Source organism: Streptococcus sp. ELY_125 (assembly GCF_058314535.1).
This window is the reverse complement of the sequence record NZ_JBZFUM010000004.1, coordinates 109,333-134,145: the sequence shown is the minus strand read 5'-3', so window position 1 is coordinate 134,145 and position 24,813 is coordinate 109,333. Positions and strand designations below refer to the sequence as shown.

Below are 24,813 nucleotides of genomic sequence, written 5' to 3'. Positions count from 1 at the left end.
AAAATCTTTATCATCAGTGAGCTCCCTTTCCGCTTAATACTTGTCTCACCGTCAAAAGAGTTATTTTGACATCTAATCTAAAAGAAAAATGCCGCGGATAATAAAGTTCTAGCTGGCAACGCTCAGGATACAAAACATCGCTGCGTCCAGAAACCTGCCACCAGCCTGTAGCACCTGGTTTCACCGACAGCAATTCTTTCTTTCCTTGCTCTGTATATTCCTCGAGTTCAGCAGCTAAGATTGGCCGAGGACCAACAAAACTCATATCTCCCTTTAAAATATTGATAAACTGAGGAAATTCATCCAAACTTGTCCTGCGGATAAAGCCACCGATTTTAGTTAAGCGGGGATCCTCGCCCTCAGGGAATTTATAACCATTAGACAGATATTTCTGATAGAGCTCTTTATCTTGTTTGAGCATTTCTTCGGCATTTTCCACCATAGAGCGGAATTTGATGATTTTAAAGGTTTGGCCATTTAGCCCCATTCGCTCTTGGGTAAAAACAACTCTCCCCTTGTCCTTGCCAAATGAATAACAGCAAAGAATGATAGCAGCTAAAGGCAAGAAAAAAACAACAGTACCGACAAGACCGACCACAATATCTAAACTGCGTTTGATATAGCGATTGTAGATGCCTTGTTTTGCTGTTATTTCATGCTCCAATGTTAGCCCATTTCCCATAAATTTTTATCACTTCCTATTCTAAGAAAATATGCCCTGATATTACTCTCCCAGATAATATTAAAAATACAGCGATATCGCTTATCATTTTATCATTTTTACATACGTTTTACAATGTCACCAAACTGAAATTTTTAAGTAAAAATCTCAGTGCCATCAGTCTAGCATAGGGGAGAAATGAGGGTTGCTTAGACCAAGACTCTCTGCTACTGCGGACGTATTCTTCTTTAAAATTCATTCGATATATCACCTGTCAAAAAAAGTGCCTCGTCATAGTAAAAGTCGCATCAGGACATCCTGCTAAAATGCGAATTCTTCTACATTATACAGGTCTAAGCTTCTATTTATCATAATTTACGAGACAAAATTCCTAAAAAATTTAAAAAAGGAGGGGAGATTCAGTCAGTAATTATGATAAAATCACAATTTTGATTTTCCTCGCTCTCTTATTTTAAGGTTCAGAGCTTTGCTGCTTTTCTCTTTTTAGGCAGCAGGCTTTGGCCGTCTATCACCTGACGGTGCCAACCTCCACAGTATCTCAATATCATATGAATCAAGTGCACCTAAAAAGCCACCACCAGATGGTGATGGCTTAACAATTTGAGCAGCGGCCCTATTATTTAAGAGTTACACTTGCTCCAGCTTCTTCAAGCTTAGCTTTCATTTCTTCAGCTTCAGCTGCTGCTACACCTTCTTTAAGTACTGATGGTGCATTGTCAACGAGAGCTTTAGCTTCTTTAAGACCTTCGCCAGTGATTTCACGAACAACCTTGATAACAGCAACTTTCTTGTCACCGCCAGCAGTCAATTCAACATCAAATGAATCTTTAGCAGCACCTGCATCTTCTGTACCAGCTGCGCCAGCTGCAGCTACAGGAGCGGCTGCAGTTACACCAAATTCTTCTTCGATAGCTTTTACAAGATCGTTCAATTCAAGGATTGAAGCTTCTTTAATTTCAGCAATAATGTTTTCAATGTTCAATGCCATTGTCATTTCCTCCAAATATGTTTTTGTTTTAGATAGGCTGTAGCTCTAGGCTACCAATTGCGATGAACTGCTTAAGCAGCACCGTCTTCTTCTTTGCTGTCGGCAACAGCCTTGACAGCGTAAGCAACGTTGCGCACTGGCGCTTGAAGTACAGAAAGGAGCATAGAAAGCATACCTTCGCGGTTTGGCAGGGTTGCCAATGCTTGGATCTCTTCTTTTGAAGAAACAGCGCCTTCGATTGCACCGCCCTTGATTTCAAGTGCGTCAGCTTCTTTTGCAAAGTCGTTGATGATTTTTGCTGGTGCTACAACATCTTCGTTTGAAAAGGCTATAGCAGATGGTCCAACAAAAAGGTCTTTCATGTCGTCGAGACCAGCTTTTTCAGCTGCACGTGACAGGATTGAGTTTTTGATCACTTTCAGCTCAATACCGCTTTCACGAAGTGAGCGACGAAGATTAGTGTCTTGCTCAACTGTCAAACCACGTGAATCAACAACCACAAGAGCCGCAGCAGCTTTCATCTTTTCAGCAACGACTTCGACCAGTTCGGCTTTTTTTGCAATAATAGCTTCACTCATTAGTTTTACCTCCGTTATTATTTTGTCTGGAAACGAAAAAAATCGCATCCAAACCCAGACACGAAAGTACAAATACGTTTTATAGCAGCCCAGAAAATTTCTGAGTCTTTTAGTCCTACGTTTTTGTGCCTCGGCAGGATGTTTATGAGTTGAACTCCCCTGCTGTCTTAGGTCGGTTATATAAAACCTAAGCATTATACTAACATGGATCTAAATAAGTGTCAAGGCTTACGTATAAAATAAAATGAAAAATCTTTCTTAGACTAGGGTGAAAAGCTCGTCTGATTTTGATATGATGGAAGTGCTTAGATAACAATCCTGCTGTATCTTGAGAATTGCGACACTTCGAACCTACGGTCGATCGCACCGAAGGTTCGAAGTTAGTAATTGGCATAGCAAACTACCATAGTAGTTTGTGTAGTAGAGCAAGACCTAAGGTCTTAGCGATACTTTGCCAATTGAACATGAAGCTAATCTCTTCGGAAAAAAGACCGACTTCCTTGTGTCCAAAGACACAGCGTCATCTTCCTAAAATCCTAGTCGCTTTTGACGCCCTTTGTATCTTAATAATTGAACACGGAGTTTTGTAATGAAAAAACGAATATTCTGGATTATTATAGGCTTGATGATGCTGGGGATTGCTATGCGTTCTCCATTTACCACTATTCCAACTATCCTACCTGATATCGCTAAAAGTCTGGGGGTATCTGTCAGCTCACTAGGGGCCTTGACTTCTATTCCGCTGCTCATGTTTGCAATTTTTTCTTCGCTAGCCCCTAAACTGGCGCGCGTCTTTGGTCTTGAGCGGCTGATTGCTGTGGTACTTCTAATCATGGCAATGGGGTCAGCGCTTCGTATTATCTCATTACCTACCCTCTATCTAGGAACCATCCTAATCGGAGCAACCATTGCTTGTGTCAATGTCTTGCTCCCCAGTATTGTCGCTACTTATTTTCCCCACAAGGCTGGTGCCTACACTACGCTTTATACCAGCGTTATGGGGCTCTCTTCTACTATCCTGACCTCTTTAGCTTCCCCAATATCGAGTGTTTTTAGCTGGCGTGGTTTTATTCTCCTGCTGTCAGGTATTATCCTGTTAGGCTTCATCCTTTGGCTGCCCAATACCAGAAATCCTCGTCAAATCCAAAAAGAAAGCGCACAAGGAGAAAACAGCCACTCGCAAAATCTCTGGAAAAACCCCTACGCCCTTGCTATGTTGGTCTTCGGAGGCCTGCAGTCTCTGCTCTTTTATACAGAGTTAACCTGGCTGCCGACACTATCACAAGCTTCTGGTATGTCGGCTGATCAGGCAGGCTCCCTGCTTGGCCTCTACAATCTGGTCAGTCTGCCCATGTCTCTGACAATCCCCTCCTTGGTAAGCCGACAAAAACGTCGAGCAAGAACCGCGATCATGCTTGGTTTTGTTGGGCTGACCATATTGGGGTTGGCTATCCTGCTGCTTTCGCCAGCTGATTATTTTCTTTGGGCAATCGGTCATATCAGCCTAGGTTTGTCAGTAGCTGCGTTATTTCCCTATATGTTGGTTAGTTTCAATCTCAAAACAAGCCATGCTCAAAATACGGCTCGCCTTTCAGGAATGGTTCAAACTGGCGGTTATCTCTTAGCCTCAATTGGCCCCATTGTCCTCGGCTACAGTCAGGAAATTTTTGGAACATGGGATGCACTGCTGTGGATTCTAGCCTTGGTTACAGTCATTGTAAGCGGGGCTCTGGTTACCTTTGAGAGAGTCGATAAAATTTTATAAGAAACAATCAATCGCCTTCCTGCAGGGGAAGGCGATTGTTCTTTACCTAAGATTTCCAGATAGGACTTCAATATCCTGCGGTCGCGTACGACAGCAGCCTCCAACAACCTTGGCACCAAGTTTGTGCCAGTCTTTAGTATTTTCTAATAGACTGTGAGAATGGTCAGCCGATTGAGTCCACGTTTGACTGGCTCCATCATAAACTTCACCAGAATTGGGATAGGTGACAAGGGGCTTTTGAGTGCACTGTCTCAGCCGACTCAGAAACTCATGATAGACATTGGGTGAACTACAATTCAGTCCCACAGCTAAAATCTGTGAACTAGCATTCACGAGCTCAGCAACTGTTGCAATATCTGTACCATCCGAAATTGTCTGTCCATCCTGCGAGGTGAAGCTCATATAAGCCTCGACTTCTGGAAATTCTTCAGCCAAAAGTTCACTGAGAGCCTGTGCTTCAAGGAAATTGGGTATGGTCTCCAGAGCTATGAGGTCTACCCCTTCTTGGATCAAGAGTGCAATTCGCGGACGGTGGAAGTCCTTGAGTGCCTCTTTTGTGATAGAGCCGTACTGTCCCGTATATTCGGAGCCATCGGCCAGATAAGCTGCGTAAGGCCCCACATCTCCGCTGATCAAAGGAAAGGGACGCTTGGCTTTTTCTTGGTCGCTAAGTTCATTCCAAACCTTATCGCGAGCCTGCTTGGCTAGGGTGACAGTCAGGGCGATGACTGTTTCAGCCTTTTCTTGACTGAGCCCGTAATCCAAAAGTCCGGGTAGGGTTGCCTGATAGCTGGAGGTTGTCACAATATCGCTGCCGGCTCGCAGATAGGTTTCATGGATATCTTGGATATAATCAGGATTTTCTAGGAGATACTTGGCCGACCAGAGTTTACCGGAAACATCATGCCCTCGGTACTCCAACTCGGTCCCCAAGGCACCGTGCAAGATAATATAATCCTGTGATTGTAGTAATGATTGAAATGTTCCCATAAGTGTCCTTTCTACCACTTTTTAAAGCGGATAAAATGATAAATGTAGCAAAGAATGACAAAGGGGACGCCAAAATAAAGGCCGGCTCTTTGAGAGGGATCCCAAGCGATTCCGATGATAGAAACGATAAGGAGAAGGATTGTTAGATAAGGCAGTATCGGGCTGTGTGGTGTTTTGTAGTCCAATTCATCCAAGCGATGCTCTTTGAGCCAACGCTTGCGAAAGTTGATCTGGGCGATCGGGATTGATAGCCAAACCACCACAACGGCAAATCCCGCAATTGATACTAGGGCTAAGAAAATAGTCTTTTCATAATAGATACTGGCAATCAAAGCAATCACAACACCGATCATTGAGAGGATCATGGCGCGCATTGGCACACCGTTATCATTAATACGGACGATATTCTTACTGATCATGCCTTCATTGGCTAGTGACCAGAGCATGCGGCCAGAGGCATAAAGTCCAGAATTAGCTGCGGACAAAATAGCAGTCAGAATGACAAAGTTCATCAGATCTGCTGCAAAAGGGATCCCAATCTTGTCAAACACGACGACAAAGGGCGCTTCTACGACACCCGCCTGACTCGCTGGCATCAAGGCTGCTAGCACTGCCATAGTCAGACAAAAGAGGAACACCAAGCGTCCAATAGTAGACTTAATGGCAAAGGGAATCTCTTTTTTAGGATTGTCAGTCTCTCCTGCAGCCACTCCGATCAACTCAATCCCTGAAAAGGCATAGTTGACCGATAGGATCACAGTGATGACTCCTAAGAGACCTTTGGGAAAGAGCCCGTCTTTGACGAAATTAGTCAAGAGTGGTGCCTGATGACTTCCCTCATATGGAAGTATCCCAAAAATTGCTAGCCCTCCTAATAGGATAAAGAGAATAATGGCATAGACTTTGATACTAGAAAAGTAATACTCAGTCTCAGCAAACCACTTGACGTTCAAACTATTGACCAAAAAAACTAAAGCTGCAAAACCAGTCGCAAAAACCCAGACAGGCACGCCGGGGAACCAACGCAGCATGAGGTTAGCCGCTCCGATGAACTGGGATGCCAGAGCTACAGTCCAGCAAAGCCAGTAAGACCAGGCAACAGTAAAGCCAGTCCCCGGACTGATGAATCTGGTCGCATAGGTATGAAAAGAGCCTGTAACCGGCATGGCTACGGCTAGCTCTCCTAAAGAAAACATGATCAGATAGACCATGACAGAGCCAAAGAGATAGGACAAGACCGAACCAAGCGGACCTGCCTGAGCAATGGCATAGCCAGAACTCAGGAAGAGACCAGTACCGATGATACCACCGATTGATAGCATCTGCAGATGTCGGCTGCTCATCTTACGCTGGAACTGACCTTCATTTTCAAAATTGTGATTTTCCATAGGGCCTCCAAAAAATTCTTGTCCCTTAATCATACCACAGTTTTGAGACACCAGAACCATTGAATTTTTTTATCACGCGGTATAGAAAGAGACTATAGAAAAAGCAGAAGAGCCCTGTTCTTCAAGACCAGCCTCTGCTGCTTCTTTCTTTGTCTATTTATAGCTGCACACGCTGCTGTGATAGGAGGCCGGCTTTATCGGTTGCCTTTTTCCGTGGGCGGTGGATTATCAACAAGAATAACCACCTAGCCCAATTTAGCATCGGTCAAGATCACGAGACTTGGCCGCCAACCCTATCACGAGCTAGCATACCTAAGTCAGTCTAACTTATTAGGCTAGGGCTAAGTCGCTCAGGCTAATTTACTCAGGGTAAGCTTCCTAGAACCCTAATCAGAAAGGTGCTAAATCCAAAGCATGCTGAGCTGCCAGATTGAGCAGGCTCCACTGGCGGTCAAATCCTGGTTGGAAGAAGAAATCAGCCTGAGCCAGATCTTCCAAGGTCATCTTGTGACCGACAGCCAGCGATAGAACATTACCCTGAGCTGTGACATCATAGGAGGACAGCACAGCCCCGCCCAAAATCTGATGGGTCAGAGGATTATAGGTTAGGCTGACATAAACCTCGGGATTATGGTCATCAGGAATATAGGCCGGACGCAGACGGTCATGGTAGAAACTAGTCTTGTAAGAGACACCTGCTCGTTCTGCCGTAAAGGCATTGAGACCACTAGTTGCAAAATGATAGTCAAAGACACTGAGAGCAGAGGAACCGACAACTCCCGCAAAAGCTTGGCTAGGTTTAGCTTCAAAGAGATGTTTGACCAGATACTGGGCTTCACGCCGAGCTGTTGTTGCAAGAGCAATCGGCATAGGCTTACCGGCAGGAATGGACAGAGGCTGAACAGCATCCCCAACGGCATAGACATCAGGCAGATTCGTGCGGAAATATTCATCAATCTTGATAAAGCCACGTGATTCTAGATCAACCGTTCCCTGCAGCCAGTCGGTGTTAGGCTGAACTCCTGCTGCGACGATCACCAGATCAGCTTTGATTTCTCCCTTGTCAGTGACGACTGTTTGGACCTTGTCGGCGCCTTGGAAGCGCTCGACCTTGGCATTCATATAGAGGTCAACATCGTGACGCTTAAGCTCGTCTGCTACCAGATCAGCTAATTCAGGATTGAGGTAGGTTCCTAGTGGTCGGTCAATCACATCAACCAAGCTAACCTGCTTGCCTCGACTGGCAAAAACATCGACAGCTTCTAGGCCGATGTAGCCAGCACCAATGACGACAACATTTTGAATAGCGGGTGATTCTAGAGCTTCCTTGATTTTAGTCGCCCAATCATACCCGCGCATGAGGTAGATATAATCAAGGCCAGCTCCTTCAACCGGCAGACTGACTGGACGGACACCAGAGCTCAAAATCAATTTATCATAGTCTACTTCCTCGGACTGACCCGAGTGCGTATCCTTGACCGTCACGGTCTTTTGCTCTGGGTGAATGGCGGTGACTTGGTGGTTGTTAAAAATCTTACCGCCTTTTGCTTCCAAATCAGCCGGCGCAAAATTGCGAACATCATCCTTGGCTGTCACCTCATCCTTGAGGTAGAGTTCCATTCCGCAGGACATAAAGGAGACAAAATCCCCTGCCTCATAGATGGTGACATCCAGATTCTGATACTGATCCAGCAATTCAATGGCGGATTCATGACCACCGTGCGATGCTCCGACAATGACAACTTTCTGCTTATCCATATATAGACCTCCTGATAAAATACAAAATAAGATACAAAGAAGCGATTCGCTTAGCGAAAATCTCTGACCGAAAAATAGGCGACAGACGCTGTGTCCTTGGACACAAGGAAGTCGATCTTTTTTCCGAAGAGATTAGCTTCGTGTTCAATTGACAAAGTATCGCTAAGACCTTAGGTCTTGCTCTACTACACAAACTACTATGGTAGTTTGCTATGCCAATTACTAACTTCGAACCTTCGGTACGATCGACCGTAGGTTCGAAGTGTCGCAATTCTCAAGATTCGGCAGAGGTTTGAGCTAGCCTCTCGTTAAGTTTACGTGATGCAAAAAGCCAATCTCCTAGTAGGATTTCAGCTGTGCCGCAGTGAAAAGTAACCGCTCTCCACTACGCCCTTATTTTACTGCTCCCAGTATGGGATTTCAAACAATTGGATTATAAATTTGAAGGAGTCTGCTTATCCAGTCAGAAATAATCAGACACTAACGAAAAGAAAAAACACCAGCTTTCTGGCGCCAGTGATTCTCTATCTTGAAAACTCAGTAAATATCGCGTCGGTGGCCAACTGACAAGGCTAATACGATCAATTCCTGGTCTTGAATCTGACAGATGACCCGATAATCACCAATGCGATACCGCCATTGACCGGTGCGATTAGCACTAAGAGCCTTTCCGTACTGCCTTGGCTCATCCAGAGCATGTGAGGATAAGTAAGTTGTGATTCGCTTTTGCGTAAACTTATCTAACTTTTTAAGCTGTTTGATAAACCTTTTAGTCGGAACCAACTTATACAAGATCATCCTCCAAATCAAGTTCAGCTAGCATATCCTCCCAGCTCATTGGCTCATGACCTGCCTTGAGGTCATCTAGATACTCTTGATAGGCTAACTCACCGACATGGGCATCGTATTCATCCTCTAGGGATTCTAAGGTCTTGTTGCGGATCAATTCAGACAGGGAGACCCCTTCAAACTTTGCCATGGCTTTCATAAATGTTTTATCTGCTTCAGAGACTTTCAATGTAATGGTTGCCATAATTTCCTCCTATCCTCTCGGTAATACCATTGTATTACTTGATTTGATAAAAGTCAATCTCCAAAGGTAGAAGGTGGAGCCATTATAAAATGACTAATAGCTGTATCCAGATTACAGTTTCAACCTTTTCAAAAACTCGTCTAGCTCGGCTTGTGCTTCCGGGGTGGTACCGCGCAGGTCTTTGAGTAGGTTTTCCAACTGGGCGGATTTCTCAGTGATGGTTTGGTTGGTCTTGCTTATGTCGGCCATGATATCTGGCAGCGGGGCAACTGCTTCTTCCTCAAAGGTATCGACATAGCGGGGAATATTGAGATTGTAGTCGTTTTCGACGATCTCCTCGAAGCTGGCTAGATGGGCAAACTTGTCCATATCACGTCGCTGGGTATAAGCGTCCAGAATCTTCTCGATATGGCTATCGGTCATGATGTTCTGATTCTTGCCCTTGTCAAACTCTTTTGAGGCATCGATAAAGTAGACATCACGATTGGTACGGTCTTTCTTAAGAATAATGACCGTGGTCGGAATGCTGGTATTAAAGAAGATATTGGCCGGCAGACCGATAACCGTATCGATAGCCCCTTCCTCTAGGAGGTGCTGGCGAATCTGCCCTTCAGCATTGCCACGAAAGAGCACCCCATGAGGTAAGACGATAGCCATGACCCCGCCGTCCTGCTTGAGATGGTAATAGCCATGCAGGAGAAAAGCAAAGTCAGCCTTGGACTTGGGCGCTAGCTTACCATAAGGCGAAAAGCGAGGATCCTCTAGGAAACCAGAGTCCGCAGACCACTTGGCTGAGTAAGGGGGATTCATGAGGACGCCGTCAAAGTTAGTCGGCTCCTCATCCGGCCAGTCGGCATCCAGTGTGTCACCGTTGTTGAGGTGCTGGTTTTCAACAGGGACAGCATGCAGAATCATGTTCATACGAGCCAGGTTGTAGGTCGAGGTATTGAGCTCCTGACCATAGTAAGTCACTGTGTTTGGCTGGCGGCTGTACTTCTTGGCATTGAGCAGCAAGGAGCCAGAGCCCATGGTGGGGTCATAGAGGCTAAAACCCTGCCTGTCTTCACGCCCCTGCAGGGCAATGCGGGTCATGAGCTTGGCTACAGGCTGAGGCGTGTAAAACTCGCCGGCTTTTTTACCTGAGTCCGAGGCGAACTGGCCAATCAGGTACTCATAAGCATCGCCCAGCATATCACCGGCATGACCGGCGAGATCCAGATCAGCCAGCTCCTTCATGACACTGGCAATGGTTTGATTCTGCTTCTGCGGCGTTGCGCCCAACTTTTTGGAATAGAGGTCAATGTCCTCAAAGAGATTTTCAAAAAGGTCATCACTGCGCTCGATATTGCGAAAGCCTTGGGCTAGGGACTCCAGCTGGAAGGTCCCGTCATTGATGGCAGTGATCAGAGCCGTAAAGGTCAGATCGGGCTCAATGACGTAAGATTGCTGATCCATGAGGATATCGATCAGATCCTCATGAGTCTCCTCATCCGCATAATACTTGCGGTAAAGCTCAAGCGCCTGCTCCAAATCATCGGTCGGCTCCTGCATAGTCTTAGCGACTTCAAAAAGCATCTTGTCTGAGAGATACTTGTAAAAGACTAGACCTAAGAGATAGGACTTGTACTCATTAGCATCCATCTTGGAGCGGAGGATATCCGCCGAATTCCAAAGTGCCTGATAAAGGGCTTGTGAGGTAGGGGCTGTTTCAGTCATAATTGTCTTTCTAATTTAAATTCATTGTCAATAGCAAAAATACTTGTTACCAGAAATATCTCGCAATCCGCTCACAAAAATGAGCGGATTTTAAGCGGATTATGAGCGGATTTTTTAGTGAGGGAGTGGCAGCTTATAATGCCTGTCACGTGTCGATCCTTCTACTGTCAGTAAATCCTTTTGAACAAACAAAGACAAATAGCGACGGGTACTGGCTTCACTCAGGCCAATCAAGTCTTGTGCTAGGGAAGTGGTAATGACACCCTGTTCAAGGAGGTAGGTTCTGATTTTTTGCCAGACGGCTTCTTCTTTAGGTTTTAACGTTACGGAGCTGGTAGGCTGGGCTGTCTGGTATTCCTGCAAGGTCTCTAAAATAGCATCCAGCATGAACTCGATGAAGACAGTTGAATCATTTGCTTGATTGCTGAGGGTGAGGGCATCGTAATAGCCTTGCTGATGATGGTAAATCGCCGACTCAACAGGCAGCCACTCAAAGATGGGATTGGACTGACTGAGAATCAGACTCTGCCAGAGACGTCCCATGCGTCCATTACCATCCTCAAAGGGATGGATAATTTCCAACTCAAAGTGAACCACACAAGATTTGACAAAATCCGACACGCTGCTGGCTTTTGCCCATGCAAATAACTCCTCAACTAAAGCAGGCACAAACTGAGGACGGGCACCGACATGCACTACGTGACCTGTGCTGTCATAGACACCAACATCACCAGTGCGAAACTGACCAACATGCTTAACCAAATCCTTGGTCAGCAGTCTGTGCGCTTCTAAGAAATCCTCCAGACGGTAAGGATCTAGTCTAAAAGCACGCTCATAAGCTTCATAGGCATTTTCCACCTCATGAATATCCTTGGGTGGACCAAGCACGCGCTTACCGTCAATCACAGCCGTCACCTGTTCCAAACTCAGACTATTATTTTCAATGGCTAGGGAGGACTGGATCGAGCGAACCCGATTTTCCTTACGCAGGTGCAACTCCCGCCGCTCCAAGGCAAGCTGGGTCGTCAGCTCCGAAATCCGCTGAACCTGGTTCAACATCTTTTCAGTAATACGGTATGAGGGCTGCATAGGCACTCCTTTCTAAAAACTAGTTTGGGGACAGCTCTTTCTAGTCTCAGTGCTACTAATGACTCTCTTTCTGTTCCAAGGGTACAACAGCTAAAGTCTTTCCAAGACTGGCTAGCACTTTCAAAACTGTATCGAGTTGCGGACTGGTTTTCCCAGCTTCCATCCTAGCAATCACAGGCTGGCTAACACCGCTGAGCTGCTCCAATTTCTTTTGACTGATGCCTTTTTCCTGCCTGGCTTTAATAAGCTCAAGCATGACAGCCACCCTTAAATCACTCTCACGAATCTCCTCTGGCGTAAAGAGCTTCTCTTGAACCTCTTCCCAGCGTCTGCCAATAGCTGGATTGTTCTTAATCATTCTTCTAGGCCTCTTTTCTTTACTTATCATCGTGCATTGGGTAACTTCTTTTTTATATATTATAACTTAAAAGTTATTAAAGGTAAATACTTTTGAGTTATTAAAGCACCTTAGTAACGAATAACCTTATTACCGATAGCCCGCAATCCGCTTACAAAAAATGAGCGGATTTTTTAGTAGCCAATAACTTCCTTTCGGACTGTCTCTAAAATCTCATCAGAAATATCAGCTAGATTCAAGCGGAAAACTTTATTTTGTCTTGGATTATAGAGCCCCAGTTTTTCTATCGATTGAAATTCAGAATGAATGGATTGTATCCCCATAAGATAATAGATTAATAGCTGAAGCGTGTGATTTTTACTAGGTTTGGTTTTTGAGACTTTAAAATCCCACAGGGTATCTGCTGTTAAAAAATCACCGTCACCAGTAGTAATGGTATCAGTGTAGCCACCTTCAAAGGTAAAACCATCTTTTACAATCGGACCATACTTTTCAAAGAAGGTCAGACTTCTCTCCACCATCATACGGATATTTAAAATTGTTGCCGCATCTGGCACAATCTCTTCAACAGGTTTATATCCTGACCGACCTGCTCTATAGACCACATCAAAACCAGCTAACTGACAGGCACTGATAATAGAAGTATCGTCAAGACCAGTAATTTGAGAAAGCAAATCGGAAGCTAGCTCTGATTTCTCTATCATGAGAGCGCCAAGTAAAGAAATCTTGAAAGCTTCTTCTAGCGGCGCACCATTCATAAACCGTGTCAGATAGTCCACACAAAGTCCCACCAGCGAAGCGTGAATATTTTCCTCACTACTAAGTTCCTTACCATCTGCCAGCTCATCAACTGAAAATAACTTAGGCGGTAAGTAACCACCATAAGGCTGTTTGATTTGTTTAATACGCTGAGTAACTGATACCATAGTTTTGTCTTTCTAAAAAACTAAATGGAATGGATTCAATTTTTTGCGAAGATATAGCCATAAGTAAAAAACATTTTTAATTTGATAATTTATACTGTTCATCATTACCAGTTTTAAAATGGTAACCTCTGTTTTTCATTTCCTCTAATCGTGAAGTCATTTTATCAATAACTATTGACTGGTAATCTCTAAATTTACTAGGGACTTCAAATTCATATCGTCCGGTACACAAGTAATAATTTCTTATTTGTGGATTGAAGTCAAAATCATCATAATTAGCAGTTGCAGAAAGGACTCTTTGGTATATCCAAAAATTAATATATTGTTCATCATTCAACATATTAATAGCATTCCAAATCTTGTCATCCCAATTTTCAAATTTCATCCATAAATTTTGATGAGAAATATAAATTAATAGAATTAGATCCCTTCTTTTAGCTTTATCATAACTCTCACCAGAAATAGAAATATTTGGAAATCTTTCTCCTAAGTCATGCGGACTGATTATGCCATACTTTTGCAATAGATATAACTTTTGAGAGAAATCGAAACCTGCAGCATCAAGAATTTCATTCCAAAATTCAAATATTTTGTCATTGCTTAATGATTTTATTGGCTCCCATTTTTCTGCAATAATATATTCAATGGCAGGACTATTAATAGATTGTTGGACATAAGATAAGGCTAAATTTAGTAATTTCGCTTGTCGGCTTGATCGAAAGTTAAGGTACTCAGCTGTTAGATATTGATAAAAATCTGTATCGCGTTCTAGCAGCATTGCTTTCGTTAATTCTTCTTCTGACGAAAACAACTTTTCTAACTCTTCAACCATCATATTGGATGCTTCTTCATAAATGAAATAAGCTTGTTTATCTTTTGAAAATAGTCTAGGATACTCATTATTCATAGCAAAACGTTCTTTTCTTGCAGGGAATAATGCATCTACTATCTCTGATGCTTGCGATGAATCTTTGTTATCTTTACCGTTCTCTTCGGAATAGATAGCTGAAATATCTTTTATAGTATTATTGAGTAAACCTTGATAAAAATTTATATGGAATAGGTAGGCATAGATAACAAGTAATTGCTCTTCTATCTGAATATGCCCCAGTTTTCTTCTTTCAAAAAATTCTTGATTGACATAGTCATTGAAATGTTCCCTATCTCTTAGATTTCTTAGCTCACCTTTTACAAGCTGCTTAAATTTTTGAGAAATAACAGTATTGAAAGTTTTCTCCAACAACTCAAAGTAATTATCCCAAATTGAGGATGGATGTAAAACAAAGGGGAGCTCAACTCTTCTGTCAATTATTTTGGATAAATAATTATCTTTTACTTGATTAATCTTAGAAATATCGCCAACAAACACTATCGGGAGCCTTCCCTTTAATAAACTAAATAGTTTATAGGTCTCTTCTTGTTGGTTATTAGAAAGTCTATCAAAATCATCAATGACTAGCACCTTATCATTAATAGGAAATTTGGTTAATAGCCATGAATAAAATCTATCTGACTTTGCTTTGAAGAACTGGAACACAGCCACACACAGAGAAATCCCACCGGCAATTTTTATTACAAGACTAGAAACATATTGAGTTAATCCCATATTAACAACATTGGTCATAAGTATAGAAACGACGACTGCAGTTATAATAAAAACTCGGATTTCCCAATATATGAATGGTTTCAATTTTAAAAGTGATAGTTCAATAATTGAACGCTTATCTTTAGGTTTCCATAAATCCAATATAATGAGCTTTTTATTAAAATATTTTTGTGTCTGGTTGAGAAATTCAGTTTTTCCAGATCCCCATTTACCATTTAGAAAATAGGTTTTATTCTCATGTAGTAAGTTACTAAAATTTTTAGCACCCTTGGAAGTATCAATATATTCAAGATTTATAAAATTTTTATCTTTCATTCATCCTCCTATACAAACATCTCCTGCAAAAGCTTCTTCTTTAAGGTTTCTAGTTGGTCAATTTTTTCTTTATATGATGACATTAAATTATCAATGTTTGAAAAGAATTCACCAATAGTTTGTTGTTCTTCTTGATCAGCTGGAACATATATCTTTAGTCGTGATAGATCTTTAGAATTGATTGCTGGGTAACTTGTTCCTGTACAGTGAAGCAATACGGTATTAACAAATTCATTTCTTTGAAGTGCGACAAAAAGAAATTGACCTGTAATTTTAGGGCGAAGCTGAGCATATCCTGTGGAGAAAACCCAGTCATTCTCGTTGCTATCAAATAAATAATTATTTTTTTGATAAGGTCGAACTGTTTGAAAAAAGATATCACCTTTACTAGCCACTCGTTGAGCCCTTGAAGGGGAACTGTCTATATTCTCTAATCTATATGAAACTAAATTAACTCCTACAACAGATTCTAAATCCACGTATTTAAAATTTTCAGGTAGTTCCGATTTGGGATTAAATTCTGCTATTTCTAATAACCTCTTCTCCTCCCACTCGCCATCAAATCCATCTAAGCGGATTTCAGGGGTGGTCTGTCCTGCCTTTGGAAACATCTTGGACAGCATGGACGCCTTAAAGGCTTGATAGTTGGCCAAATTATCCTTATAGGCAGATAAGAGCTCATCAAGCGTCTGGAAAAGCGACCCGATAGCGGATTGTTCGGGGAGGGAAGGGAGAAGGACAGGCATTGTTATGAAAACTGAATCTTTGATAGCAAATCTGTCAGATCTAGCGCCAGAATCTCCGTTTAATTTCATGAAACGATGCCAATGATTGGACTGAAAATATGTTTCTAGAAAATTCAAATCAATTCTATAGTTCTCTTTACCTCGAAACACAAAGTAAAGAGGAGACATCACTCCAACTCGACCTAAATTATTTCTCTTTATTGGTCCCACAGGTGCAAGATTTGAAATTCTTGGATTATAAACAAAATCATCTGGCCTTACAACATAATACCCATCTAAATTTTTCTTATTAGAAATGTCTTTATCAAAAAAATCTCGTTGATTTACAATTCCAAATTCTGCTGAATTAGTAAGAGTCTCGGTATATTTATTTTCAGTATTTTTCTCCCGAACTTTATCCACTAAATTTGATAAAAAATCGTAATTCCATTCTTCTTCAAATTCTTTGAATCTGAGTTTAGGTACATTTTGTTTCACTATTTACTTCTCCCATTTTAATCTTTTCAATTCTTATACTTTCATTTCATTGATAAAATATTCAGCAACTAAACCAATATTTGAATGGATGACTTCATCTAGCTTTTGCATAATAGTCCGCTCAGTCGTAGTTATACAAAATGGATTTCTATCTACATCTACGGAGTATAATTGTTCTAAGTAACTCTTCATAAGTTCAAGTTGCTCTTCCTTATTTTCTACCTTCCTTAAAGAATCACCAAAAATAACTTCAAGAGTGCTAATCTCACTATTTAAAAATTGTAAAATATAATCTCTATATTTTCCAGCAATTCCAAACATATTGTTAAATAGGTCTCTAACCTCCTTAGGAACTGATCGGCTAATCTTAATTTGATAGTCAATTTTCCCGTTATTTTCTTTACGGATCCTCAATATTATTTCATCACCACACTTTTCAATTATCGTGAAGTAAGGATGATAAATATTCAAGTAATCAAATTTATCTCCTTTGCATCTATTGCAATGTTCACAATAATAAACTAAATTATCTGGATATATTACTAATTGATGATAAAAACTTTTTGGGAAAATATGTTCAAGTGTCTTGTGATAGCCAAACTGTGGGTAGAAAGTAATCCCACACGCTGGACAAAAATTAATGTTAGCAACGACATTATATCTTTCTATTCTTGAACGATAACGCTCCCAAAATTTCTTAACCTTTATGCTCTGAAAAATTTTTTTATTCTTATCTATATGGCATGTTAAGAAATCAGTTACCTCAGTGTTTGGATAATTATCTAATGCCCCTTCATCATATAATAACTTTAAAAGTTTTAAGGCTTTCTTTTCCTCATCACTAATATTTTCTTTGGATAAATTATCTAAAAGCTTTCGATAATTAGAATCACTTTTACTTATTTTTTCAAACATTATCTACTTATCATTTCTCCTCATCATTAATAATTTTCTAAAAAGACTCGCATCTCTCCCTAAATCAATACTATCCAGCTCTTCATCAGTAAGCCCATACTTTTCTGGAGTATTTATAATATCCTTTATAAGTAAATAAAAACCTGAATTGTATTGATCTAATTTAAAAATAGTAGTTGTTAGAGTTGATAAATTTTCTCCGAATGTTTGGTATGGTGGCTCAGACATTTTAAAGAAGCCACGTTCATCTTTTTCCATTATTTTGACACAATCTTTTGGAAGTTCTTGAACAATAATTGGAGAATGGGTTGTCAACAAACAGAATCCATCCTTTCTTTCCATTATTTCTGAGATAGCTCTAATAAAATTAGAGACCAGAGGGGGGTGTAAAAACAACTCTGGTTCATCAATTAATACAAGAGAATATCTTTTAGTTTCTAAAATGAGCTTCGAAATTGATAAGATAACGATCTTTTGTCCAGAACTAGATAAACCAAATAACTCCTTTAATCGTACTTTTAAATCTTGCAGGTCACCATCAAGATTGACTTCACTGGGGATAAAACTCTTAGGAAAAGCATTACTTTTAGAAATTAGTTCTACAAAAAGACTCAGATTATCTCTACTCTCGCTTAAATCCTCTACAATACTTTCATACTCTTCCTTCAACTCTTCTAAGTGCAAAGGTTCCTTTCCCTTTTTATATAAGCCTAAGTAATCTATATTATCACGTCCAATAGGTTTATCACCTTGGAAAGTTAATTTATCAAAAGGACTAAATGATATAAATAATATTTTTGAAAAATAATCATTAGGAGTATCTATTTTAATATCGTCTTGTGTACTGAATCGTACTTCCATTTCCCTATCATTTAATTTAAACCCTGAATGAAATTCTAGCTTTTTATTTGCGGCTAACAATAAAATATCTTTAAAAAATGTTGTCTTTCCTACACCGTTATTTCCTATAATGGCATGAATATTTTGCGGTAATACTTCTTCTGGGTCTGCAATAAAATTTACTTTATTAACCAACTTATTTTCTGAAAAGTATGAATAGGTAATATCATAGCCATTGCGTTTTCCGTCTATAGCCACAGGGCTCAGTGTATGCTTAATATACTCCTCTGCCTCTTTTTTACTTCTATAGGGTCGCAATAGTGAACTAGAGACAATTTCTTTATTCCATAATTCATCAGTAACACCTGATCCTAAAACAGCCAAATCATTTAAACTCAGTAATATGGATTCACACTGTTTACTACTAAAATTTTTATGTAGTTCAATATAAAAGCGCTCATTTCCTAGAGAAACAAAATTATTATTTAATTTTGTAAATTCGTCTTTAAATTGAGGATCGTCAAACGTTTTATATTTTTTTATTGAACCTGTTTTTTCATCAAAATTATTTATTTTTACAGCTTCTAAATTTGCTATATTGATAGATCCTAAGTACACAAGCTTTCCTGTTTCCTTGGGCACGTATACTTCGAAAAGAGTTTCATAGCCGTAGTCATCCCAATAATTTTGCTCTAAAAATAAATGGTTCTTATATTCAGAATAATCTTTTCTTTTATCAATATATCTTTTAAACTTTTTAAATTGGGGGGTATTCATAAATTTATTCCTCATGGCTAATTTCTATATCTGATTTAGTTTAATTAACTCACAAATCAGATCATTCAAGTTTTCAATCTCCCTATCAATTTTTTGTATAAAATTATTAAATTCTATGCCACTAAAATACTCCACCATTTCATAAAAATAATTTTCTTTAAAAATTTCCATAGGAACCCCTGAAATCTCATAATGGAATATGTTATTTCGGAATTGACTTTTGTGAGGAAACAATACCTGTTTGCATTCGATTAGATTAGTTATTGAGGACTGTTGTTGCTTATCTAATTGGTTGGAGTATTTTTTATTTAAATTTTGTATAGCATTTACACTAGTCAAATAGCTTTGTAGTTTTGCACGATAGAAAAAGGTACCTTTAGAGTCGAAAATTCTTGGAAAAACGTAATTTACAAAATTATTCTGGCAATAAATATTAAATAAATAAAGTTGAAATTCATCATCTAATTCTCCTACCAAAATATCTCGTCTTTTAGAGTCCCTGAAAAAATAATCTTTATGACTAAATAATTCTTGGGCTACTTCAAAATTATTTTCGCTTTTGTTTAGTTCGGAAAGTCCAGAAATATGGGAAATTCCAGCTAAAAGAGAAGATAAGACTTCTGCATATTTAGCTAAGATAGTTTGTGATACTTCTTGAAATGCTGATATTGTATAAATATCATCTGGATCATAGAAGCTTTCTAAGTAGATACTGAGTTGACTGGTATTTCCGTATGGAACTCCTGAGAATGTAAAAACGCCTAGGTCTTTCTGGCCTACTAACTTTACCATGGCCTTTTGAAAAGAGCTGTATTCAGATTTTAAAATATTTAATCTTTGTTCTGCACCGCTATTTAATAATTTTTTAGCTCTATTATTTTTCTTATCTGTATATAGTTTATAGCTGATTCTTGATTTTTTCAGTAAGTCATAAAATGGTATTCCTTCGATATCGGGGAGTTCTGTACTTGTTCCATAACGTTGAATCCAACCATCAGCCAATGAAGATAAAAAGGGTAATAGAGCAATGGACAGTTCAGAATCTACCATGAAAAGATTATTATTTACCATTTTTAGTAGAATTTGAACTGCTTCATTTGTTTCTCTTGTCATTATTAATAATGAAATTTTTTCTAAATTATTCACTTTTGTATTCTCTTTTTGAAATTAATTTGATAATATTTTTGCTTTAATTCATTAATTGATTTATAGCGTTTTGTAATATCTGGGTGAGTACCAATTTTCATAAAATTTTCCAATCCCTCATATTCAAACTTAGTAAGTTTGCTAATTCTTCCCGTGATTACAAAATAAATTAATTTTGTTAATGCAAAACATTCATAACTAATATCATAACTTTTAAATCCATATAAATTCAGGTTGGTACTATCGTTCATTGCCCCTTTAACATCTGTATTTGTTGCAGTTAAAAAGCTATTTGATATTTTCCCTAGACCAAAATCGCATAGTTTTATCACTAATAAATCATCATATCTTTTTATCAAAAAATTTTTAGGACTTATATCTCTGTGCAAGATATTTTTAGTTGATAGAAATTCAAATACTCTAATAATTTGAGAACAAATTCTTTGTCTATCATTGAGGGATATTTTATTCCCATTTTTTTGAATATAATCAAATAGATTCATATCAGCTAATTCCATGGTGTATTCATTAGATTCTTTATTGAGTTTGTATACCTCAAGAATATAAGGAAATTGAAGCTGTTTCATTATATTAAATTCTTGATAAAATCTATTTAAGTCTGTTTGTGACAGATTCCTTTTAGCCCGTTTGACTGCAAATTCTTTGTCATAGAAAGCATCATGATATTTGTAAACTTCTGCATAAGAACCACTACCTATAGGTTGCAAACGATATGGAAATTTATCATTGTTTAAATTTGAAGAGACCGAAAAAATTGCTGAGTCGTAAACAATATCTATTTTTGCCATGTCTTCTGGAACTTCACTGCCTCCAGAAGATTTTAAAAATTCTTCAAATCGCTCTAGAACACCACTATAAGTGTCAATGATACAAAAATTTGAACTGTTTAATTCCTTAATTTTGCTTATTCTATCAATGATTTCGATTATTTGAAGGAGTTCTCTACTTGCATCTGCTAAATAATAGTAGTTTAAGTTTTGGATTCTATCATTAAACAATTTAAATAATCTATTTAATCGTAAATGAATATTTGATAATACCAACCCACATTCCATACCAAATGTGTTCTCGTATAAATACAAATTCCCATCGTCTGAAGATTCATTAAAATACTCATCGTTAATTTTTAACATTGTTTTTTTAAACAATGGATTGTTTAAATTTGAGGCTTGTTCCATATGATTAATTATACCATTTTTCTCATTTTCAAAAAGGCTGCCTTCACTATAATCATGCGATTGTATGATATTCAATTAAATAAAAGAGCAATTAAGAGTTTATAAGGTTAATATATAATTGTCGTATTATTTTAATATTTAGTATGCTATAATTCGGATAGCATATTTATGAGGTAAGTTATGAATCTAAAAAAACATTTTAAAGAATTTATGGATAACTGGAAAGACAATCTAAAGATATTTTTATTGTTTTTCTTTTTATCATCCTTTGTATTTTTAGGATTTATTATTAATTCCAAAGATGATTCAGCTATGAAGCTACTTATTTCAATTTTTAAAATTCTTAAGTACAGGTTCTTCTTCTTTGTACTGATTATCATATTTCAAGGAATGGTATTACAAATTTTAATTCACGAAGTCTTTAAGCTTATTTCACTAGAGAAACATAATGATATGAGGCGCTCTTTTAAAACTAGTTACGTACTTACACTAATTATCCTATTAGTATACTTACTAAACACCCTAGCTCTTGATCAGTTTAATTTATTGATCACGATTCTTGGTTTACCTATTTTATCAGTCTATTTTCTACCTGAAAAATTAATACAATTTTTAAAAAAGAAAATGAAGAAACAAGATCAATTTAAGAAGAGTTATCACCCCCGTCGTAAATTTCATTAATCATAACTGCCCATTTTGCTATTTAATATAAAATATGTTATTATGCACCTAAAGATAGCTTTCGAAGGATTACCGCTGTGTTCCCGAATGGGAGTAAGTCAATGGACGAGAATTCACACGCGCCTGGGATTATCTTTTTTAGTATGGCTGTTCTTTAGTCCCTCAGCAAAGTTTGAGGGTCTTTTTCTTTGCTCGTGTATTTGAATATTTAAAAAGCAGCCTTCGGTTTGGGCTGCTATGGTTAGTTCTACGATTCTATTAATAGACTAAATTGATAGACTTACTTCCTTAAAAAACTGGTTCATATCTATACACCTAACATTCAACTGTTTACAAACATCAGGAATTTTGGCATTTCTACTAGGATTTACCTTATTTAAACTAGGGACTGGCAGTTCGCTTGTAACGATGGTATACCCCTTCTCTTTAGCAATAGCTATTAACCATGGATCAGCAATTTTTTCATGTGCCCATCCTTTATCCGAAGCGAGGGCTTCAACTTTATAAAACCCACAGGTTTGAATGTGCGCTAATACTGCTCCCCACCCCTCAGCAAATTCTTTATGTTTGATGTATGAACGAGCATAATTTTCTGACAGCCACTCCTTTAGAAAGGTATCCTGATAGTTCTCATTAATGACGATATCTGGAATAACAACAGATGCGTTTAATATCTCAGGAAGTTTCTTCCAAAAACTCGGAAAAAATTCTTGCCGATAATAGCGATCATAAAAATTAATATAGATGTTCGAATCTAAAAGATATTCCAATCACTATCCTCCTTTTAACAAGGTTTTATAGCCCTTGTAACCAACTCCAACAATATTAAAGGCTTCTGTGTAAGTCAGCCTATTTTGCATAACCGCATTATTCACATATTGGAAAAAATTGCGATCCATTCTAAAGATTAAATTATTCTTGTAATTTCCTCTAGTATTTTCTTTTCTAGTAATATTTTCGAATTCTTTTGTTAGTTTTTCTACGGTATCGTCGTACTGTTTCTTAGTAATAAATTCCAAGTCAAACAGCCTTCTAACAATAACAAATTGGCTGACTTCAAAATACTTTGCTACAGTTACTAGCTGACTAAAGAAATCACTATTCCTATCAAGCCTCGTCATTAACTCTTCTTGAGGAACGAGTATCTCGGCGGTTACTCTATTAACAAAGCTTTCTAGCGGATCAACTGAGAAGGAAGTGCTCTCTTCAAATAAGTCATTTTCTCCTAAAAATAGGTGGACAAATTCATGAACAAGAGTGAAAAGCTGACCTGCTTTTGAATCTTTTTGATTGATGAAAATAATTGGAGCGCGTTTATCTGCTAAAGCAAAACCACGAAACTCTGATAAATTCAAATTACGGTGGGTGTTATCTTTAATTTTCCCATTGAAGAAAACAAAAACACCAGCTTGGTTTATCCTCTCACGATATTGTCGCAGTCTATCCTTATAAGAGGGAGTTTTTAGGTACTTTTTGATATCCTGAACAATGGTATTGGTATTCTCAGAAGCAGAAAACTTTCCAACAAAATCAAGGTCTGACTCGATTTCATTTTTCAAAAACTCCTGTTTCTCTTGCATCTCAAGAATAGTATCCTTCAACTCCGGACTCATCTCATCAATGGCTTGCGAACTGATGGTTCTGAAATTGAGATTAATGCTGTTGGTATCTACTTTATTGTTCAGCAGTAAGAGACCTGTTGGTACATTAATGAGAGTTGCTATTGCTGAAATTTGATTAAATGTGGGCTGTTTGGTTCCTTCTAAAATCTCTTGAATTTTAGGAACTTTTTTCTCTATGATCTCTAAAGGTGTATTCGATGATTTGATATAAGTCGATAAAATATCAGGATTGATAGTTAATCTTTGAACCATAAAAACACCTCCTTGTTACATCATATTTTATCAAAAACTCTATCATTATACTAGTTCTTTTCTAGCACTTACAGTTTTATGATAAAACTACTTTCATTGAAATGGTGGTAGTCTTACTGTCTCTAACTTTGCGCATCTTACCTACTTGGTCACTGTTGAGTTCTGCCGTTTTACAATAGCAGGTGCTTTTTAGGTCTTTGGGCGATCAGTTTTAGGACGTCGATCTTTTCTAGGTGGTCGATGGCTTTTTTGATGGCTAGTTTGGGATAGTCATGCGCTAGGATAGCCATGATATCATTGTCTGATAGGCTGTCGCCGGGGTCATCAACGAAGACTTTAGATTGATAGAGGAGAAAGAGAATGCTTTTTTGGAGATCGGTGTAAGCGGATTGCTCTAGCTCTTTGGAATAGTCTTCTAAGATGCTTCTTTTTTCTTCCAAAGTATGGATGATGTCCTCTTGACCGGCCTTTAAGATTTCCATGAGAGCAAGGACAAAGAAGGTGCCTTCTGCCTTGTTGTCGGCATCACCTGTGATCTTAAAGGCATCGTAGTATTTCTTCTTCTCTTTGATGATGCTCTGGGACATGACGAGACCTGAGTAGATATCTAGCTTTCTAGCTAAGTATCTGGAGAGAATGTATCTGCCTATTCAGCCGTTCTCTTTTACTACTATTATCAAAATTTCTATATTGGTGACTTTTAAGGGATTATAACTTATATGCCTTTTCCTATCTATCAAAAATAGCCAAAATCGAGAGATAGGATGACAAATTTCTAAACTTATCTCCTAATTTTGGCTAAAGTTGGAAAATACTATTTAAACCTCACTTCCTATCTTTTAAAAATCGTGAAAATTAGCAGATAGGATAGGTGGGAGCAATTAATGGTGTTTGATATAGAAATCGGTGGAAATTCAACTCAATAGAAAAAAGCCAGCATCATCGCTGACTTCTTTCCATAACCCG

23 protein-coding genes and 1 other annotated feature are annotated in these 24,813 nt (G+C 38.7%); of the genes, 2 read left to right on the top strand and 21 right to left on the bottom strand.

The genetic code is table 11. From position 1 onward, the window contains the following. Positions 1-13 precede the first annotated feature (13 nt). The 3 genes from AC4HAL_RS03230 to rplJ form a co-directional block, all read right to left on the bottom strand. Positions 14-682, bottom strand: coding sequence for a sugar transferase (locus AC4HAL_RS03230; protein WP_491092955.1), 669 nt, complete (start codon positions 680-682; stop codon positions 14-16). A gap of 616 nt (positions 683-1,298) precedes the next feature. Then, a complete protein-coding gene (gene rplL, locus AC4HAL_RS03225; protein ID WP_491092954.1) occupies positions 1,299-1,670 on the bottom strand; it encodes a 50S ribosomal protein L7/L12 in 372 nt (123 codons plus the stop codon). Between the two features lie 71 nt (positions 1,671-1,741). Continuing rightward, the gene (gene rplJ, locus AC4HAL_RS03220; protein ID WP_491092953.1) at positions 1,742-2,248 is read right to left on the bottom strand and encodes a 50S ribosomal protein L10; all 507 of its coding nucleotides are present in this window, start codon (positions 2,246-2,248) and stop codon (positions 1,742-1,744) included. Between the two features lie 26 nt (positions 2,249-2,274). Continuing rightward, positions 2,275-2,438: a sequence feature (ribosomal protein L10 leader region), on the bottom strand. A 399-nt stretch (positions 2,439-2,837) separates the two neighbouring features. Here rplJ and AC4HAL_RS03215 point away from each other — a divergent pair. Beyond that, positions 2,838-4,013, top strand: coding sequence for an MFS transporter (locus AC4HAL_RS03215; RefSeq protein WP_491092952.1), 1,176 nt, complete (start codon positions 2,838-2,840; stop codon positions 4,011-4,013). A 42-nt stretch (positions 4,014-4,055) separates the two neighbouring features. Here AC4HAL_RS03215 and mmuM read toward each other — a convergent pair whose 3' ends face one another. The 15 genes from mmuM to AC4HAL_RS03140 all read right to left on the bottom strand — a co-directional run bounded on the left by mmuM (position 4,056) and on the right by AC4HAL_RS03140 (position 21,292). Beyond that, on the bottom strand, positions 4,056-5,003 hold the full coding sequence (mmuM, locus tag AC4HAL_RS03210; RefSeq protein WP_491092951.1) for a homocysteine S-methyltransferase: 948 nt from the start codon (positions 5,001-5,003) through the stop codon (positions 4,056-4,058). 11 nt (positions 5,004-5,014) lie between these two features. Continuing rightward, entirely contained in the window at positions 5,015-6,391 is a 1,377-nt protein-coding gene (locus tag AC4HAL_RS03205) for an amino acid permease (protein WP_447451346.1), read from the bottom strand. 390 nt (positions 6,392-6,781) lie between these two features. Then, positions 6,782-8,149: an FAD-dependent oxidoreductase gene (locus tag AC4HAL_RS03200; protein ID WP_491092950.1), complete on the bottom strand. Its 1,368-nt coding sequence runs from the start codon at positions 8,147-8,149 to the stop codon at positions 6,782-6,784. A gap of 537 nt (positions 8,150-8,686) precedes the next feature. After that, positions 8,687-8,941 (bottom strand): type II toxin-antitoxin system RelE family toxin, encoded by a 255-nt coding sequence (locus tag AC4HAL_RS03195; protein ID WP_491092949.1) that lies wholly within the window; start codon positions 8,939-8,941, stop codon positions 8,687-8,689. Continuing rightward, positions 8,934-9,182 (bottom strand): type II toxin-antitoxin system RelB family antitoxin, encoded by a 249-nt coding sequence (gene relB, locus AC4HAL_RS03190; RefSeq protein WP_491092948.1) that lies wholly within the window; start codon positions 9,180-9,182, stop codon positions 8,934-8,936. Before relB ends, AC4HAL_RS03195 begins: the two co-directional genes overlap by 8 nt. 111 nt (positions 9,183-9,293) lie before the next feature. Then, positions 9,294-10,898: a type I restriction-modification system subunit M gene (locus AC4HAL_RS03185; protein ID WP_491092947.1), complete on the bottom strand. Its 1,605-nt coding sequence runs from the start codon at positions 10,896-10,898 to the stop codon at positions 9,294-9,296. A gap of 114 nt (positions 10,899-11,012) precedes the next feature. Further along, entirely contained in the window at positions 11,013-11,987 is a 975-nt protein-coding gene (locus tag AC4HAL_RS03180) for a Fic family protein (RefSeq protein ID WP_491092946.1), read from the bottom strand. A 55-nt stretch (positions 11,988-12,042) separates the two neighbouring features. Next, a complete protein-coding gene (locus AC4HAL_RS03175) occupies positions 12,043-12,345 on the bottom strand; it encodes a helix-turn-helix domain-containing protein (RefSeq protein ID WP_491092945.1) in 303 nt (100 codons plus the stop codon). 173 nt (positions 12,346-12,518) lie between these two features. Beyond that, complete coding sequence (locus AC4HAL_RS03170; RefSeq protein WP_491092944.1) at positions 12,519-13,271, bottom strand: hypothetical protein; 753 nt, start codon at positions 13,269-13,271, stop codon at positions 12,519-12,521. 76 nt (positions 13,272-13,347) lie between these two features. Continuing rightward, a complete protein-coding gene (locus tag AC4HAL_RS03165) occupies positions 13,348-15,192 on the bottom strand; it encodes a P-loop NTPase fold protein (protein WP_491092943.1) in 1,845 nt (614 codons plus the stop codon). Positions 15,193-15,200: 8 nt separating this feature from the next. Next, positions 15,201-16,415, bottom strand: a complete 1,215-nt coding sequence (locus tag AC4HAL_RS03160; RefSeq protein WP_491092942.1) for a restriction endonuclease subunit S — start codon at positions 16,413-16,415, stop codon at positions 15,201-15,203. Positions 16,416-16,448: 33 nt separating this feature from the next. Then, positions 16,449-17,330 (bottom strand): HNH endonuclease, encoded by an 882-nt coding sequence (locus AC4HAL_RS03155; RefSeq protein WP_491092941.1) that lies wholly within the window; start codon positions 17,328-17,330, stop codon positions 16,449-16,451. Between the two features lie 3 nt (positions 17,331-17,333). Next, on the bottom strand, positions 17,334-18,947 hold the full coding sequence (locus tag AC4HAL_RS03150) for an ATP-dependent nuclease (protein ID WP_491092940.1): 1,614 nt from the start codon (positions 18,945-18,947) through the stop codon (positions 17,334-17,336). A 24-nt stretch (positions 18,948-18,971) separates the two neighbouring features. Next, complete coding sequence (locus AC4HAL_RS03145) at positions 18,972-20,093, bottom strand: hypothetical protein (protein ID WP_491092939.1); 1,122 nt, start codon at positions 20,091-20,093, stop codon at positions 18,972-18,974. Then, a complete protein-coding gene (locus tag AC4HAL_RS03140; RefSeq protein WP_491092938.1) occupies positions 20,090-21,292 on the bottom strand; it encodes a protein kinase family protein in 1,203 nt (400 codons plus the stop codon). Before AC4HAL_RS03140 ends, AC4HAL_RS03145 begins: the two co-directional genes overlap by 4 nt. Positions 21,293-21,472: 180 nt before the next feature. Here AC4HAL_RS03140 and AC4HAL_RS03135 point away from each other — a divergent pair, with 180 nt between their 5' ends. After that, the gene (locus tag AC4HAL_RS03135) at positions 21,473-21,973 is read left to right on the top strand and encodes a hypothetical protein (protein WP_491092937.1); all 501 of its coding nucleotides are present in this window, start codon (positions 21,473-21,475) and stop codon (positions 21,971-21,973) included. A gap of 266 nt (positions 21,974-22,239) precedes the next feature. On the opposite strand, the gene AC4HAL_RS03130 is transcribed toward AC4HAL_RS03135, so the two are convergent. From AC4HAL_RS03130 to AC4HAL_RS03120, 3 genes are all read right to left on the bottom strand, one after another. Beyond that, positions 22,240-22,743 (bottom strand): DUF4411 family protein, encoded by a 504-nt coding sequence (locus AC4HAL_RS03130; protein ID WP_491092936.1) that lies wholly within the window; start codon positions 22,741-22,743, stop codon positions 22,240-22,242. A 3-nt stretch (positions 22,744-22,746) separates the two neighbouring features. Next, positions 22,747-23,847, bottom strand: a complete 1,101-nt coding sequence (locus AC4HAL_RS03125; protein WP_491092935.1) for an ImmA/IrrE family metallo-endopeptidase — start codon at positions 23,845-23,847, stop codon at positions 22,747-22,749. 170 nt (positions 23,848-24,017) lie between these two features. Next, entirely contained in the window at positions 24,018-24,434 is a 417-nt protein-coding gene (locus AC4HAL_RS03120; RefSeq protein ID WP_004225411.1) for a hypothetical protein, read from the bottom strand. Positions 24,435-24,813: the final 379 nt, after the last annotated feature.